The organism is Saccharothrix luteola (assembly GCF_020859565.1).
GTDB lineage: Bacteria > Actinomycetota > Actinomycetes > Mycobacteriales > Pseudonocardiaceae > Actinosynnema > Actinosynnema luteola.
The window spans coordinates 214,273-225,110 of record NZ_JAJHUO010000019.1; the positions used below are offsets into that span (position 1 = coordinate 214,273).

17 protein-coding genes are annotated in these 10,838 nt (G+C 72.3%); 9 read left to right on the plus strand and 8 right to left on the minus strand.

What is annotated here, in order from left to right; genetic code table 11:
* Window positions 1–36: 36 nt before the first annotated feature.
* Window positions 37–438 (plus strand): hypothetical protein, encoded by a 402-nt coding sequence (locus tag LNK82_RS26375; RefSeq protein ID WP_230569687.1) that lies wholly within the window; start codon window positions 37–39, stop codon window positions 436–438.
* Complete coding sequence (locus tag LNK82_RS26380) at window positions 435–1,376, plus strand: hypothetical protein (RefSeq protein ID WP_230569688.1); 942 nt, start codon at window positions 435–437, stop codon at window positions 1,374–1,376. Before LNK82_RS26375 ends, LNK82_RS26380 begins: the two co-directional genes overlap by 4 nt.
* On the opposite strand, the gene LNK82_RS26385 is transcribed toward LNK82_RS26380, so the two are convergent.
* Together LNK82_RS26385 and LNK82_RS26390 are read right to left on the minus strand one after the other, a co-directional pair.
* Window positions 1,363–1,983 carry a TetR/AcrR family transcriptional regulator gene (locus LNK82_RS26385; protein WP_230569689.1) on the minus strand — a complete coding sequence of 207 codons (621 nt, stop codon included), beginning with the start codon at window positions 1,981–1,983 and terminating at the stop codon, window positions 1,363–1,365. The two genes, LNK82_RS26380 and LNK82_RS26385, sit on opposite strands and share 14 nt — an antisense overlap.
* Window positions 1,984–2,073: 90 nt before the next feature.
* Window positions 2,074–2,883 carry a class I SAM-dependent methyltransferase gene (locus LNK82_RS26390; RefSeq protein ID WP_230569690.1) on the minus strand — a complete coding sequence of 270 codons (810 nt, stop codon included), beginning with the start codon at window positions 2,881–2,883 and terminating at the stop codon, window positions 2,074–2,076.
* Between the two features lie 97 nt (window positions 2,884–2,980).
* On the opposite strand from LNK82_RS26390, the gene LNK82_RS26395 reads away from it, so the two are divergent.
* Window positions 2,981–3,313, plus strand: a complete 333-nt coding sequence (locus tag LNK82_RS26395; RefSeq protein WP_230569691.1) for a YnfA family protein — start codon at window positions 2,981–2,983, stop codon at window positions 3,311–3,313.
* Window positions 3,310–4,206, plus strand: coding sequence for an aminoglycoside phosphotransferase family protein (locus LNK82_RS26400; RefSeq protein WP_230569692.1), 897 nt, complete (start codon window positions 3,310–3,312; stop codon window positions 4,204–4,206). Before LNK82_RS26395 ends, LNK82_RS26400 begins: the two co-directional genes overlap by 4 nt.
* A gap of 81 nt (window positions 4,207–4,287) precedes the next feature.
* On the opposite strand, the gene LNK82_RS26405 is transcribed toward LNK82_RS26400, so the two are convergent.
* On the minus strand, window positions 4,288–4,506 hold the full coding sequence (locus LNK82_RS26405) for a hypothetical protein (RefSeq protein ID WP_230569693.1): 219 nt from the start codon (window positions 4,504–4,506) through the stop codon (window positions 4,288–4,290).
* A 146-nt stretch (window positions 4,507–4,652) separates the two neighbouring features.
* On the opposite strand from LNK82_RS26405, the gene LNK82_RS26410 reads away from it, so the two are divergent.
* Window positions 4,653–5,183, plus strand: coding sequence for an NsdA family TPR-like regulatory protein (locus LNK82_RS26410; protein ID WP_230569694.1), 531 nt, complete (start codon window positions 4,653–4,655; stop codon window positions 5,181–5,183).
* Here the strand turns inward: LNK82_RS26410 and cutA are convergent.
* Genes cutA through LNK82_RS26425 form a run of 3 tightly spaced genes read right to left on the minus strand, consistent with a single transcriptional unit; the run spans window position 5,167 to window position 7,344 of the window.
* A complete protein-coding gene (gene cutA, locus LNK82_RS26415; RefSeq protein ID WP_230569695.1) occupies window positions 5,167–5,493 on the minus strand; it encodes a divalent-cation tolerance protein CutA in 327 nt (108 codons plus the stop codon). The two genes, LNK82_RS26410 and cutA, sit on opposite strands and share 17 nt — an antisense overlap.
* Before the next feature lie 52 nt (window positions 5,494–5,545).
* Window positions 5,546–6,517 carry a pirin family protein gene (locus LNK82_RS26420; protein ID WP_230569696.1) on the minus strand — a complete coding sequence of 324 codons (972 nt, stop codon included), beginning with the start codon at window positions 6,515–6,517 and terminating at the stop codon, window positions 5,546–5,548.
* A gap of 32 nt (window positions 6,518–6,549) precedes the next feature.
* Complete coding sequence (locus LNK82_RS26425; RefSeq protein WP_230569709.1) at window positions 6,550–7,344, minus strand: peptidoglycan-binding domain-containing protein; 795 nt, start codon at window positions 7,342–7,344, stop codon at window positions 6,550–6,552.
* Window positions 7,345–7,730: 386 nt separating this feature from the next.
* Here LNK82_RS26425 and LNK82_RS26430 point away from each other — a divergent pair, with 386 nt between their 5' ends.
* Together LNK82_RS26430 and LNK82_RS26435 are read left to right on the plus strand one after the other, a co-directional pair.
* The gene (locus LNK82_RS26430; protein WP_230569697.1) at window positions 7,731–8,042 is read left to right on the plus strand and encodes a hypothetical protein; all 312 of its coding nucleotides are present in this window, start codon (window positions 7,731–7,733) and stop codon (window positions 8,040–8,042) included.
* A gap of 182 nt (window positions 8,043–8,224) precedes the next feature.
* Window positions 8,225–8,425, plus strand: a complete 201-nt coding sequence (locus LNK82_RS26435; RefSeq protein WP_230569698.1) for an antitoxin — start codon at window positions 8,225–8,227, stop codon at window positions 8,423–8,425.
* 55 nt (window positions 8,426–8,480) lie between these two features.
* Here LNK82_RS26435 and LNK82_RS26440 read toward each other — a convergent pair whose 3' ends face one another.
* Both LNK82_RS26440 and LNK82_RS26445 read right to left on the minus strand, forming a co-directional pair.
* Window positions 8,481–8,717 (minus strand): hypothetical protein, encoded by a 237-nt coding sequence (locus tag LNK82_RS26440; RefSeq protein ID WP_230569699.1) that lies wholly within the window; start codon window positions 8,715–8,717, stop codon window positions 8,481–8,483.
* Window positions 8,718–8,833: 116 nt separating this feature from the next.
* On the minus strand, window positions 8,834–9,220 hold the full coding sequence (locus LNK82_RS26445; protein ID WP_230569700.1) for an ATP-binding protein: 387 nt from the start codon (window positions 9,218–9,220) through the stop codon (window positions 8,834–8,836).
* Between the two features lie 169 nt (window positions 9,221–9,389).
* Between LNK82_RS26445 and LNK82_RS26450 the strand changes: the two genes are divergently transcribed.
* Both LNK82_RS26450 and LNK82_RS26455 read left to right on the plus strand, forming a co-directional pair.
* Window positions 9,390–9,719 carry an STAS domain-containing protein gene (locus LNK82_RS26450; RefSeq protein WP_230569701.1) on the plus strand — a complete coding sequence of 110 codons (330 nt, stop codon included), beginning with the start codon at window positions 9,390–9,392 and terminating at the stop codon, window positions 9,717–9,719.
* Window positions 9,716–10,579, plus strand: coding sequence for an aminoglycoside phosphotransferase family protein (locus LNK82_RS26455; protein WP_230569702.1), 864 nt, complete (start codon window positions 9,716–9,718; stop codon window positions 10,577–10,579). Before LNK82_RS26450 ends, LNK82_RS26455 begins: the two co-directional genes overlap by 4 nt.
* Window positions 10,580–10,838: the final 259 nt, after the last annotated feature.

The following is a 10,838-nucleotide window of genomic DNA, read 5'->3' on the forward strand; positions in this document are numbered from 1 at the left end:
GCTGACCGCTCGTTACTGCCGGTATCGTCCCGGGTCATGACCGGTCAGCCCTGGCTCTACCGAGTCCTCGTCGACCCCGGCGCCACCCGATCGGGCGCGCCATGGCTGGACCTGCCGCCCGGGACGGGGCCGGTGGACGCCGCCCGTGCCGCCGCGACCGTCTTCGCCGCGGACGCCGCCGTGCCGGCGCTGGTGCTGCGCGTCGAGGACGGCGAGGTCGGCGTGACCACCCGGGAACACCTGGACCGGCTGGGGCGATCGGCCGTGCGCGGGCTGGGCGAGGGCGACGGCGCGACCCTGCCCGGCGAGTCGACGCGGTACGCGGTGCTGCGCTTCGCCTGCGGGACGTGCGAGACCACGGCCTACCGCGTGCACGTCGGCATGTCCGGCGCGCCGGGTTGCCCGAACGGCCACGGTCCGATGGAGGCCGCGCCGTGACGCTCGCCGGACTGGCCAAACCGGCGGGCGAGGGGTTCTCGCCGCGTTTCGTCGTCGTGAGCTACCTGCCTTCACTCGCGGCAGCGGTGTTCCTGCTCCTGCTGGTCTGGGCGGGTGCGCCCGGTCCGCTGACGTGGTCGCGCGCGTGGAAGACCGCCGCCGGGCTCGGCGTGGGCGAGGTCATCGGCCTCGCGGTGGCGCTGACGCTGCTCGCCGTGGCGCTGATGCCGTTGCAGCTGACCGTGGTGCGGCTGCTGGAGGGGTACTGGCCGAGGCTGCTCACGCCGCTGGACCGCCTGCTGCGGGTGGTGCAGCGGTGGCGGCGCGGCAGGCTCGAGAAGAGGACCGAGCTGCCCGGCGACGCCGAACCGACCCCGGCCCAGGTCCTCGCCGCCGGCCTCGCGGGCACGCAGCTCGAACGGCGCTTCCCCGACGAGGAGCACGTGCGCGCCACGACCCTGGGCAACGTGCTGGCCGCCGCCGAGCAGCGGGCGGGCGCGAACTACGGCTGGGACGCCGTCGTCGCGTGGCCGCGCCTGTACCCCGTGCTGACCGACCAGGTGCGGGCCGTGGTGGACGCCCGGCGCGACAGCCTCGACAGCACCGCCCGGCTCGCCCTGACCGGCGCGGTCACCGCGGTCGCGTCCGCCGCCCTGCTGGCCCGCAGCGGGTGGTGGTGGCTGCTGGCCCTGGCCCCGTTGGCCGTCGGGTGGCTCGCCTACGCCGGTGCGGTGCGCGCCGCGGTCGCGTACGGCGAGGCGCTCATCGTGGCCTTCGACCTGGGGCGGTTCGCCCTGCTGACCGCCCTGCACCTGCCGCTGCCCCGGACGAGGGCGGACGAACGGCGCCTGGCCGAGGGCTTGTGCCTGCAGTGGCGGCAAGGCGTCCAACTCCCGGACGAGTACGACCACGGCGACGACCCGCCTAGCGCGGCGTGATGCCGTTCAGGACGGTGGTGACCAGGGCGTCGACGTGGTCCGCCGGCACGTCCACCGGCTCGGTCAGGCCCCGGTAGACGCGGGGGAGGACGAGTTCGTGGCACGCGCCGACGACGAGCGTGGCCACGGCGTGCAGGTCCGTGCCCAGGGCGATCCGGCCGCGGTCCCGTTCGGTCCGCAGGTAGTCGGCCAGGGCGGTGTGCAGGCCGCGTCCGTCGGCCATCGGGTTGGGCAGGGCGTCGAACCGGGCGAACACCTCGGGGTGGCCGATCAGCCCGGCGAACGCGGGCAGGAACGCCGCGTGCACGGCCAGCGCGTGCGTGACGAAGGCGTGCAGGTTCTCCGCCAGCGTGCCGTCGGTGTCGGGCCGGCCGATGCGCCGCTCCACCTCGCGGACGTGCTCGTGCAGGGCGAGCGCGAGCAGTTCCTCCTTGTCCGCGAAGTGGTTGTAGAGCACGCCGACCGCGACGTCGGCCGCGCGGGCGATGTCGCGGACCGTGAGCCCGGCGGTGCCGCGTTCGGCGATGAGGCGCGTGGCCGCGGCGATCAGGTGGTCGCGCAGGCTCACGTCGCCGTCACGCAGTGCTGCTGCTCGTCGCGGTGCCATCGCCGTGCATCGTAGGCGGTGGGTGGAGGTCGAAGCCGTGGGCCGCGGCGTCGGTCGGGAACGGCACCGGGTCGACGACCCGGGCCACGGTCAGGCCCTCGCGGTGACGAGCCGGGCCGTGCCGCGCAGCCGGACCGCGTCACCGTCGGCGTGCGGTGCCAGCGCGGCGGCGACGGAGTCGCGGATCTCGTCCACAGTGGACGGTGAGGCGTCGCGCAGGGCGAACCGGACCGGGCCCCAGCCCATGATGAACTCCGTCGCGTCGGCGACGTCGCGGCCCCACACCTGGTCCGCCTCCACCGCCTCGGCCGTCACGTCGGTGAAGCCCGCGCCGGTCAGCACCCGGTCGATCACGGTCGGGTCGGACAGCGACAGCGGGCCGGTCTCGGTCGACGTGGACATCGGCGAGCCGCCGAACGCCGCGAACACCTCGGCCAGGTCGCCGAGGTCGCGCATCGACAGGAACGCCAGCCGCCCGCCGGGCCGCAGCCCGCCGCGGATGTTGGCGAACGCGGCGACCGGGTCGGCGAAGAACATGACCCCGAACCGGCTGACCGCCACGTCGAACGCGTGCGGCGGGAACGGGTGGACCTGCGCGTCACCCTGCTCGAACGTCATGTTCGGCACGCCCGTGGCCGTCATCCGCGCGCGGGCCAGCATCGGTCCGGACAGGTCGACGCCGGTGACGTGGGCGACGTGGGGTGCGATGAGCCGACTGATCCGGCCGTTGCCGCAGCCGATGTCGAGCACCCGGTCGTCGGGCGAGAGGTCGGCCGCGGTGATCAGCAGGTCGTTGAAACCGGCGTTCACGGCGTCGTAGCGGTCCTGGTTCTCGGCCCAGTGCTTGCCCTCGTACCCGTTCCACGCCTCGGCCTGGTGGGTGTTGACGATCTTCGGCACGGTGCTGCCTCCCCGGTTGTGAACGCCTGTTCATGAACAACTGTTCACAACGGAACCCGGTGTTGTCAAGAACGGGACGCCGGCTATCGTCGCGGCCATGACCGTGGTCCGCTCGTTGCTGTTGTTCGTGCTGGCCGCGCTGGCCGAGATCGGTGGCGCGTGGCTGGTGTGGCAGGGCGTGCGGGAGCACCGCGGCCTGCTGTGGATCGGCGCGGGCGTGGCGGCGCTCGGCCTGTACGGGTTCGTGGCGACGTTGCAGCCCGACGCGCACTTCGGCCGCATCCTGGCCGCATACGGCGGGGTGTTCGTGGCCGGCTCGCTGGCGTGGGGCGTGGTGGTGGACAAGTTCCGGCCCGACCGTTGGGACTACGTCGGCGCGGCGATCTGCCTGGTCGGCGTGGCCGTGATCATGTACGCGCCGCGCCCGTGAAGGTCCCGGAGGCGCTGACGGCGTCGTACCACCGCACGGAGTGGGGACGGGCGTGGCTCGCCGCGCTGCCCGGCCAGGTCGGCGACTACCTCGACCGGTGGGAGTTGCGGCCGGACGGGCCGGTCGGCAGCGGCATGGCGTCGCTCGTGCTGCCGGTCGTGCGCGCGGACGGGACGCCCGCCGTGCTCAAGCTCCAGCCCGTCACCGAGGAGAACGCCGCCGCGCCGATCGGCCTGCGCACGTGGGACGGCGACGGCGTGGTCCGGCTGCTCGCCGACGAGCCGGGCGCCATGCTGCTGGAAAGGCTGGACGCGAGCCGGCCGCTGTCCTCGGTGGCCGACGACGTGGTCGCCCTGCGAATCCTCGCCGACCTGCTGGCCCGCCTGGTCGCGGTGCCCGCGCCGCCGGGCGTGCGGCGGCTGGCCGACCTCGCGCGCGCCATGCTCGACCAGGTGCCGGGCGCCGTGCCGGCGCTGCGTCCGGCGGCCGACCGGGACCTGGTGCGGACGTGCGCGTCCGCCGTGGCCGAGGTGGCGGGTGAGGCGGGCGACCGGCTGCTGCACTGGGACCTGCACTACGACAACGTGCTGGCGGGCGAACGGGAGCCGTGGCTGGCGATCGACCCGGAGCCGCTGGCGGGCGATCCGGGCTTCGACCTGCTGCCCGCCCTGGACAACCGCTGGGACGCCGTGGTCGCCACGGGTGACGTGCCGCGAGCCGTGCTCCGCCGCTTCGACCTGCTGACCGACGCCCTGGGCCTGGACCGGGACCGTGCGGCGGCGTGGACCCTGGGCAGGGTGCTGCAGAACTCGTTGTGGGACGTGGAAGACGGCGAGACCGCCCTGAACCCGGTCCAGGTCGCCATCGCCACCGCCCTGCTCGGCCGAACCTGATCGGCCATCGTCGAGTCGCGATGCGTGCCAAGACAGCCGCGGGCGGCGACCGGAGGTCTGGTCGCCGCCCGCAGGCCCCGTTCAGCCCACTTCTCCGGTGCCCTCCGGCGCGCCGGCCAGCTGAGTACGCCAGGCCGTAGCCCGCGACCCGGCTGTCTTCCCATTCGCCGTACTCCTCCACGATCGCGAACGGCCGCGGGCCTGCTCATTGGCGATCAGGTGCAGGAGGTTGGTGAACTGGTCTCTGGTCCACAGCGGCTGCGCCACCATGTCGGGGCTGGGCTCGTCCAACTCGTTCATGCGCACTTCCTCTCGACGTTGTAGATCAGGTCGGCCAGTGCATCACCGGGTATCAGGCGGTTGGCCGCCTGTTCAGGGGTGACGTGTGCCTCACGGCTCAGCAGTACCGACGGCATGGGCGGTCGGCGAGGAAGTAGGCGAGTGGCATGGTGGGGAAGGCCAACACCGGCGTCGGGAAGGCCGCGGTGCGAGCGTTGTTGCTGGACCGCATGGCTTGGACGCACGCGGTCGCCGGTCAGGGCGACGCGGCCGACCGTGTCCTGGCTGAAGCGGCAGAGGTCGTCCGCCGGCGTGATGACCGCCCCGAACCCGATTGGGTCTTCTGGGTGGACGACGACGAGATCCGAATCATGGCCGGACGGTGTTGGACGCAGCTCCGGCGACCTCTTCGCGCCGTACCCAGTTTGGAGGACGTGCTCAGCCGCTACGGCGACACCCATGCGCGTGACAAGGCCATCTACCTGACGTCGCTCGCCCACGCCTACCTCGATGCGGGGGAGGTGGAACAGGCCGCGACGGTCACCGAGCACGCGGTGCGATCGGCAGGCGGAGTGGGGTCAGTGCGGCCGGCCGAGAAGATCGAGAAGGTCGTGCGGCGGTTGAAGCCGCACCGCTCGCTGCCGGTTGTGTCCACCGTCATCGAGGCCGCGGGGCTCCTCGCTACTGCGCAGCGCTGACCGTCTGGCGCAGCCAGGCGAGGTAGTCCTCGGAGGCCGCGGCCAGCGGTAGGGCAGTCACCTCCGGGTTGTCCCACGGGTGTTCACGCCGCAGGTGCGCCTCCAACTCCGGGTAGCGCTCGGCCGTGGTCTTCAGCACCACCTGCCACTCTTCACCCTCGCCCTGTTCTCCCAGGTGCCAGAAGAACGACAGCACCGGGCCGGACACCTGTGCGCTCGCTGCCAGGCGAGCGGCGACGGCGGAGCGCGCCAGGTTCGTGGCGGTGACGCGGTCGGCGGCTGTCGTGGTCACCTGGAGGAACTCCGTCATGACCGTCAGGCTGGGTGGTTGCCCGTCTCGCGGTGCGCAGGCGCCGGGAACGTCAGGCCGGTGGTGGGTTGCCGCGCGGGCGGAGGCGGCCCATCGGCAGTGGTGGGGCGGGGAGGCGGTCGCCCGGGTAGCCCTCGACCCGGCCGAAGCGCTCCGACTCGGCCTGCCACTGGTCGCGGTACCGGACGATCTCCTCGTGGGTCCGGCCCACGAAGTTCCACCACATCACCAGGTCCTCGCCCAGCGGCTCGCCGCCGAGCAGGACCACCCGGGCCGAGGTCTCGGTGGCGTTGGCCAGGTGCAGCACCGACGCGCCCGGTCCGACGTAGCCGAGCGCGCCGCTCGCCAGCGCCGTGCCGCCGAGCTCCACCGCACCGACGTCGACGAGCACGCCGTGCTCGAACGTCGCGTCCACGTCGAGCGCCAGCCGCGCGCCGGGTTCGAGCACGAGTTCCGCGCCCAGCAACGGCGTGAACGTGCGCACCGGCGACGTCCGACCCGCGACCGTGCCGAGGAACACCCTGACCGAGGCGCCGTCCAACGCCACCGCCTCGGGCACGTGGTGCTGGAAGTCGCGCGGCGCGTCGCGGTGGGCGTCGGGCAGCGCGATCCACAGCTGCACGCCGTGCAGCACGGTCGTCTCCGGCGTCGACACCTCGGAGTGGCAGATGCCGTGCCCGGCGGTCATCAGGTTCAGCTCGCCGGGCCGCACCAGCGCGTGCACGCCGAGGCTGTCGCGGTGCTCGATCTCGCCGCTGAACAGCCAGCTCGCGGTCTGCAGGCCGGTGTGCGGGTGCGGCGCGACGTCCATCCCGCCGCTGACCGACACGTCGTCGGGCCCGTAGTGGTCGGCGAAGCACCACGCGCCGATCATGGACCGCGACCGCTGCGGCAGCGTGCGCCGCACGGTCATCGCCCGCGGCCCGCCCAGCGGCACGTCGCGGGGGTCGAGGACCTCGACCGCCGCGACGCCGGACGTGCTCTCGCAGATCAACTCGGACGGGTGGGTCTCCACGTTGCTCATCACGACCCCGTTCGGACGGCCATCAGGCCATCCTAGAGCCGCTGGTACTCCTCCCACGTCCGCTTCGGGCTCACCGCCGGCCCGTCGTCCGGTCCGCGGTTGGCCAGCCCGTTGAAGCCGAGGTAGTAGTCGCCTGCCTGGTTCCGCGCGCCGGTGGACAGGTCCGGGTCGGCCAACGCGATCGCGTGGATGTGGTAGTCGAAGCCCTGCGCGGGCGTCCGGATCCACGCCGCGAACCCGACCTGGCGCAACACCCTGGCCACGTTCGTGCGGGTCGTGGCGGTCATGCCCGACACCGAGATGTCCAGCGCGCCGCCGCCGTCGTGGGTGCCCGCCGAGCCGGGCACGCCGCCCGGGTTGTACGAGCCCTGGGTGATGCCGAGCGTCCGGCCGAGCAGCCGTTCCGCCTCGACCAGCATGGCCTTCGTGCGGGTGTTCATGAGCGCGCTGTGGTAGGTCACCCGGCTGCCCGCCGACACCACGCGGGTGACGGTGTAGGTCGTCTCGCCGAGCAGCCGCAACGACGTCGGTCCGGGCATGCCGGACGCGTCGAGCCCGGTGTAGCCGAGCGAGCGCTGGTAGGCCGCGTAGGCGTCGATCGTCCGGGTGCCGAAGTGCCCGTCCACGTACGTCGAGGCGAGGTGCCCCTTCGCGGCGAGCGCCCGTTCCACCAGTCGCACGCTGTCGCCGCTGCCCGGCGTGATCGCCGAGTCGGCCCGGCGCGGGTCGATCTGCGCGGCCTTGAGCACGGACTCCATGTCGACCACCGGCAGTGCGACGGCCCGGGGCTCGGCGGCGGCGGGCACCGCCAGGCCGACCAACCCCATCAGCGCACCGACCACCGCGACTCTGACGTTGACCACGTCCACCTCCGGTCGACCTCCGACGAAGCGCAGCCAGTCAAGCGCGAACCGGCGGTTGTTGGCAATACATCTCCGTAGTTGGTTGGTTGTTGACGACCCGGTGCCGCGCTTCGTCCGACGGGGGTCGTGGAGTAGAGTCCAGCGGGTTGGGGCACGAGCTGTCGGCACTCGGTCGGCGCGGTCCCCGATCCAGTCCGGCCGCATCCCAGGGCCGGGGACGGGAGCACCGGCTTGTCGCCGGATCATCCGTTCACATCATCTACCCCTATGGCCCGCAGGCACGCCGGTCCGATCCACCACGCTTTCCCCACGCGTGGCGCGGCCCTGCCGGCAGGGGAGGCGGGGTCGTCATGACGCAGACCAGACCTGGTCGATCACAAGGTGCCGCGGTCGGCTTCGCCGACGCGAGGGCCGCGGCCGACAGGGCCGAGACCGTGCAGCGCCACCAGGCCGCGCGCACCGTCGCCGACAACTCGGTCGACGCGAACGACTGCCGCGAGCTGCTGCTGATGCTCGGCCTGCCCGACCTGCCCGTGGACGACGCGCCGGTGCGCACCCGCAACGAGCGGGCGCAGGACCAGCGCACGGCCGAGCAGCGCGTGCCCGAGTACCCGTACCAGGACGCGCCGGTCCCGTCCTACCAAGCAGGGGTGCGCGACTGAGCAAGTGTCGCAAGTGGACGGTCGCGGACCTCTCCGCGGCGCACGGACCCCTCCACGACTCGTCGACCATCGACCTAACTCGACCGGGTGAGTTGTCGGCTCGAACGCATCAACGGCCGACTACGGCGGTAGCCCACTTGTGGCGTGTCCACGAGGGGCACCCGGAGGAGGTTCGAGCTCAGATGGGCATTGGCGACAAGTTCGACGACCTCAAGGGCAAGGCCAAGGACGCTCTCGGCCAGCACGGCGACAAGGCCGACGAGGGCCTCGACAAGGCCGGTCAGTTCGTCGACGAACGCACCGGCGGTGAGCACTCCGAGCACATCCAGAAGGGGACGGACAAGGCCAAGGAAGGCCTGGACCGATTCCGCGAAGGACAGTAGCCCGAAGACGACCAAGGGCCGCCCTCTCGATCGAGGGCGGCCCTTCCGTGCGTGATCAGGAGCGGGTGAGGCGCGAGGCGAGCAGCGCCTTGCCCTGCTCCGCGCCCTTGCGGCTCTCGCCCTGGGCGCGGCGGAAGAAGTCCGCCAGCTCGCGGTCGCCCGCGCGCTCGGCGTCGGCGATGTAGGCCTCCAGCCGCAGCGCGTTGCTCAGGCACGCCTCGACGAACCAGATGATGTTGTAGTCCTTGTCCTGCGTTCCGGTCACCTGACCGGTTTCGGTCGTGGTGGACACATGACCTCCTCACTAGTCGGCGCACCGGGGATACCCGGTTTCCGCACCCTGAACGCGGAACGCCGAGAAGTCACCGCCCTGGCCGCCTCCGTTCGGCCGTCACCCGACCGTGGGACTCAGCTGTCGAGCTCGGCCCACACGACCTTGCCGTCGGCGGTGGGGTCCGTGCCCCACGCCCGGCTCAGCGCCGCCACGATGATCAGCCCGCGCCCCCGTGCCGAGTCGACCTGCACGGGTCTCTGCTGGGGCAGCGCGGACGACCGGTCGGCCACCTCGATCCGGAGCCCGGACTCCGTCCGCGAGACGGTCAGGCCCACCGGTCCGGTGGCGTGGTCCACGGCGTTGGACACCAGTTCGGTCACCACCAAGGCGGCGTCGTCTCCGGCGTCTTCCGACAAACCCCAAGCCGTCACCGCGTCGCCCACCACCTGACGGGCCCGCGCCGATGAGCCCGCTGACGCGGGCAGCGTCACGGCCACCGGCGCTGCTGGCTCATTGCGCACATCCGCTCCCCGTTGATCGGCCGTTACGGCATCGTCGCACATCCACCTGGCGCGGCACCGGGCGGTCGCGCCGACCGGCGTCCTGGCGGCGTCCGGCGGCAGGTGGGTGACCAGTCCGTCGGGGCGCGGTATCGGCACGGGGCCCATCTGGTGGCTAGGCTCGTGCACCATGGAGTTGCAGGTGCGCAGTGAGGTGCGGGGCGGCTGGACGGTCGTCGCGGTGTCGGGCGAACTGGACGCGGACACGGTCCCCGTGCTGTCCGACCGCCTCGAAGAGAGCACGGGCGCCAACGTCGTGGTGGACCTGAGCGGGGTGCCGTTCATGGACACGACGGGGCTGTCCCTGATGCTCGACTGGCACCGCAGACTGGACGGCGCGGGCGGGGAGTTCCGGATGGCGTCGATGCAGCCCTCCGTGCACAAGCTGTTCCGGCTGACCGAGTTGACCGAGGTCATGCACATCCACGACACCGTCGAGTCGGCCACGACGACCACGTGATCCCCGAGACCTTCCGCAACTCGCCGATACCACGCGACCAGGACTGGCTGGCCAACCTCCCCGCCGCCATCGAGCACCGCCTGGCGGCCTGGGACCTGCGCCCGGACGGCCCGGTGAGGCACGGCTCGCACGCCCTGGTCATCCCGGTGACCCGCGAGAGCACACCGCTCGTGCTGCGCATGAACGCGCCGAGCGAGGACGTGACGGCGCACATCGAGGCCCTGCGCTTCTGGCGGGGGCGGGGCACCGTCCACCTCGTCGACGCCGACCCGACCGCCGGCGCCATGCTCCTGGAACGCCTGGACCTGCACCACAGCGCCCTGAACCTCCCGTCCGAGGAGGCCATGGAGGTACTGGGCGTGATGGCCCGACGACTGGCCGTGCCGGCCCCACCGACCGCCCGTTCGACGGCCGACCTGGCCCTCGCCCGCGCCGACAGCCTGGAATCCGACTGGCTGCGCCAGAACAAACCCTTCGACCGCGCCATCCTCCGCGCGGGGGAGAAGGCAGTGGAAACCCTGGTCACCACCACGTCCACGCTCGCGGTCAACGGTGACCTGCACTCGGCCCAGGTCCTGGCCGGAACCCGCGAGCCCTGGCTTACCGTCGACCCGATCCTGCTGCGCGGCGACATCGCCTACGACCTGGCCAGAGTCCTCTGGACGAGGCTCGACGACATGCCCGACGACACCGCGATCACCGACCACCTGGACATCGTCGTCACCGCCGCCAACCTGAACCGCGACCAAGCCCGGAACTGGATCGTCTTCCGCGCCATCGACTACTGGCTCTGGGGCCTGGACGCGGGCCTGACCGAAGACCCCATCCGCTGCCACCGCCTGATCACCGCCCTGACCTGACCACAGCACCAAGAACCCCAAAGCTCCCTCCCCGCGGACCCCACAACCTCTCACCAACCACCCCACAACGGACCCGCAGCCGACCCACCTAGGCCCGATTTGACATGGGTTCGGCCTGGCTGGGGTGCCCGTAAGGGCCCCATGTGGCGGGTTCCAGTAGTCGTCGCAACACCTGGGTTGTTCGGGGGTTGTGGTGTTCGGGATCCGTGGGGATCGGTCGCCTCAGGGGCGTAGGAAGCTGGACGCGGAGCGTCGGGCC

Excerpts from the sequence above, each read along its gene's own strand:
- LNK82_RS26375 (WP_230569687.1), top strand. The coding sequence starts at position 37 with ATGACCGGTCAGCCCTGGCTCTACCGAGTCCTCGTCGACCCCGGCGCC.
- LNK82_RS26385 (WP_230569689.1), bottom strand. The coding sequence starts at position 1,983 with ATGGCACCGCGACGAGCAGCAGCACTGCGTGACGGCGACGTGAGCCTG.
- LNK82_RS26395 (WP_230569691.1), top strand. The coding sequence starts at position 2,981 with ATGACCGTGGTCCGCTCGTTGCTGTTGTTCGTGCTGGCCGCGCTGGCC.
- LNK82_RS26405 (WP_230569693.1), bottom strand. The coding sequence starts at position 4,506 with ATGAACGAGTTGGACGAGCCCAGCCCCGACATGGTGGCGCAGCCGCTG.
- LNK82_RS26410 (WP_230569694.1), top strand. The coding sequence starts at position 4,653 with ATGGTGGGGAAGGCCAACACCGGCGTCGGGAAGGCCGCGGTGCGAGCG.
- cutA (WP_230569695.1), bottom strand. The coding sequence starts at position 5,493 with ATGACGGAGTTCCTCCAGGTGACCACGACAGCCGCCGACCGCGTCACC.
- LNK82_RS26420 (WP_230569696.1), bottom strand. The coding sequence starts at position 6,517 with ATGAGCAACGTGGAGACCCACCCGTCCGAGTTGATCTGCGAGAGCACG.
- LNK82_RS26425 (WP_230569709.1), bottom strand. The coding sequence starts at position 7,344 with ATGGGGTTGGTCGGCCTGGCGGTGCCCGCCGCCGCCGAGCCCCGGGCC.
- LNK82_RS26430 (WP_230569697.1), top strand. The coding sequence starts at position 7,731 with ATGACGCAGACCAGACCTGGTCGATCACAAGGTGCCGCGGTCGGCTTC.
- LNK82_RS26435 (WP_230569698.1), top strand. The coding sequence starts at position 8,225 with ATGGGCATTGGCGACAAGTTCGACGACCTCAAGGGCAAGGCCAAGGAC.
- LNK82_RS26450 (WP_230569701.1), top strand. The coding sequence starts at position 9,390 with ATGGAGTTGCAGGTGCGCAGTGAGGTGCGGGGCGGCTGGACGGTCGTC.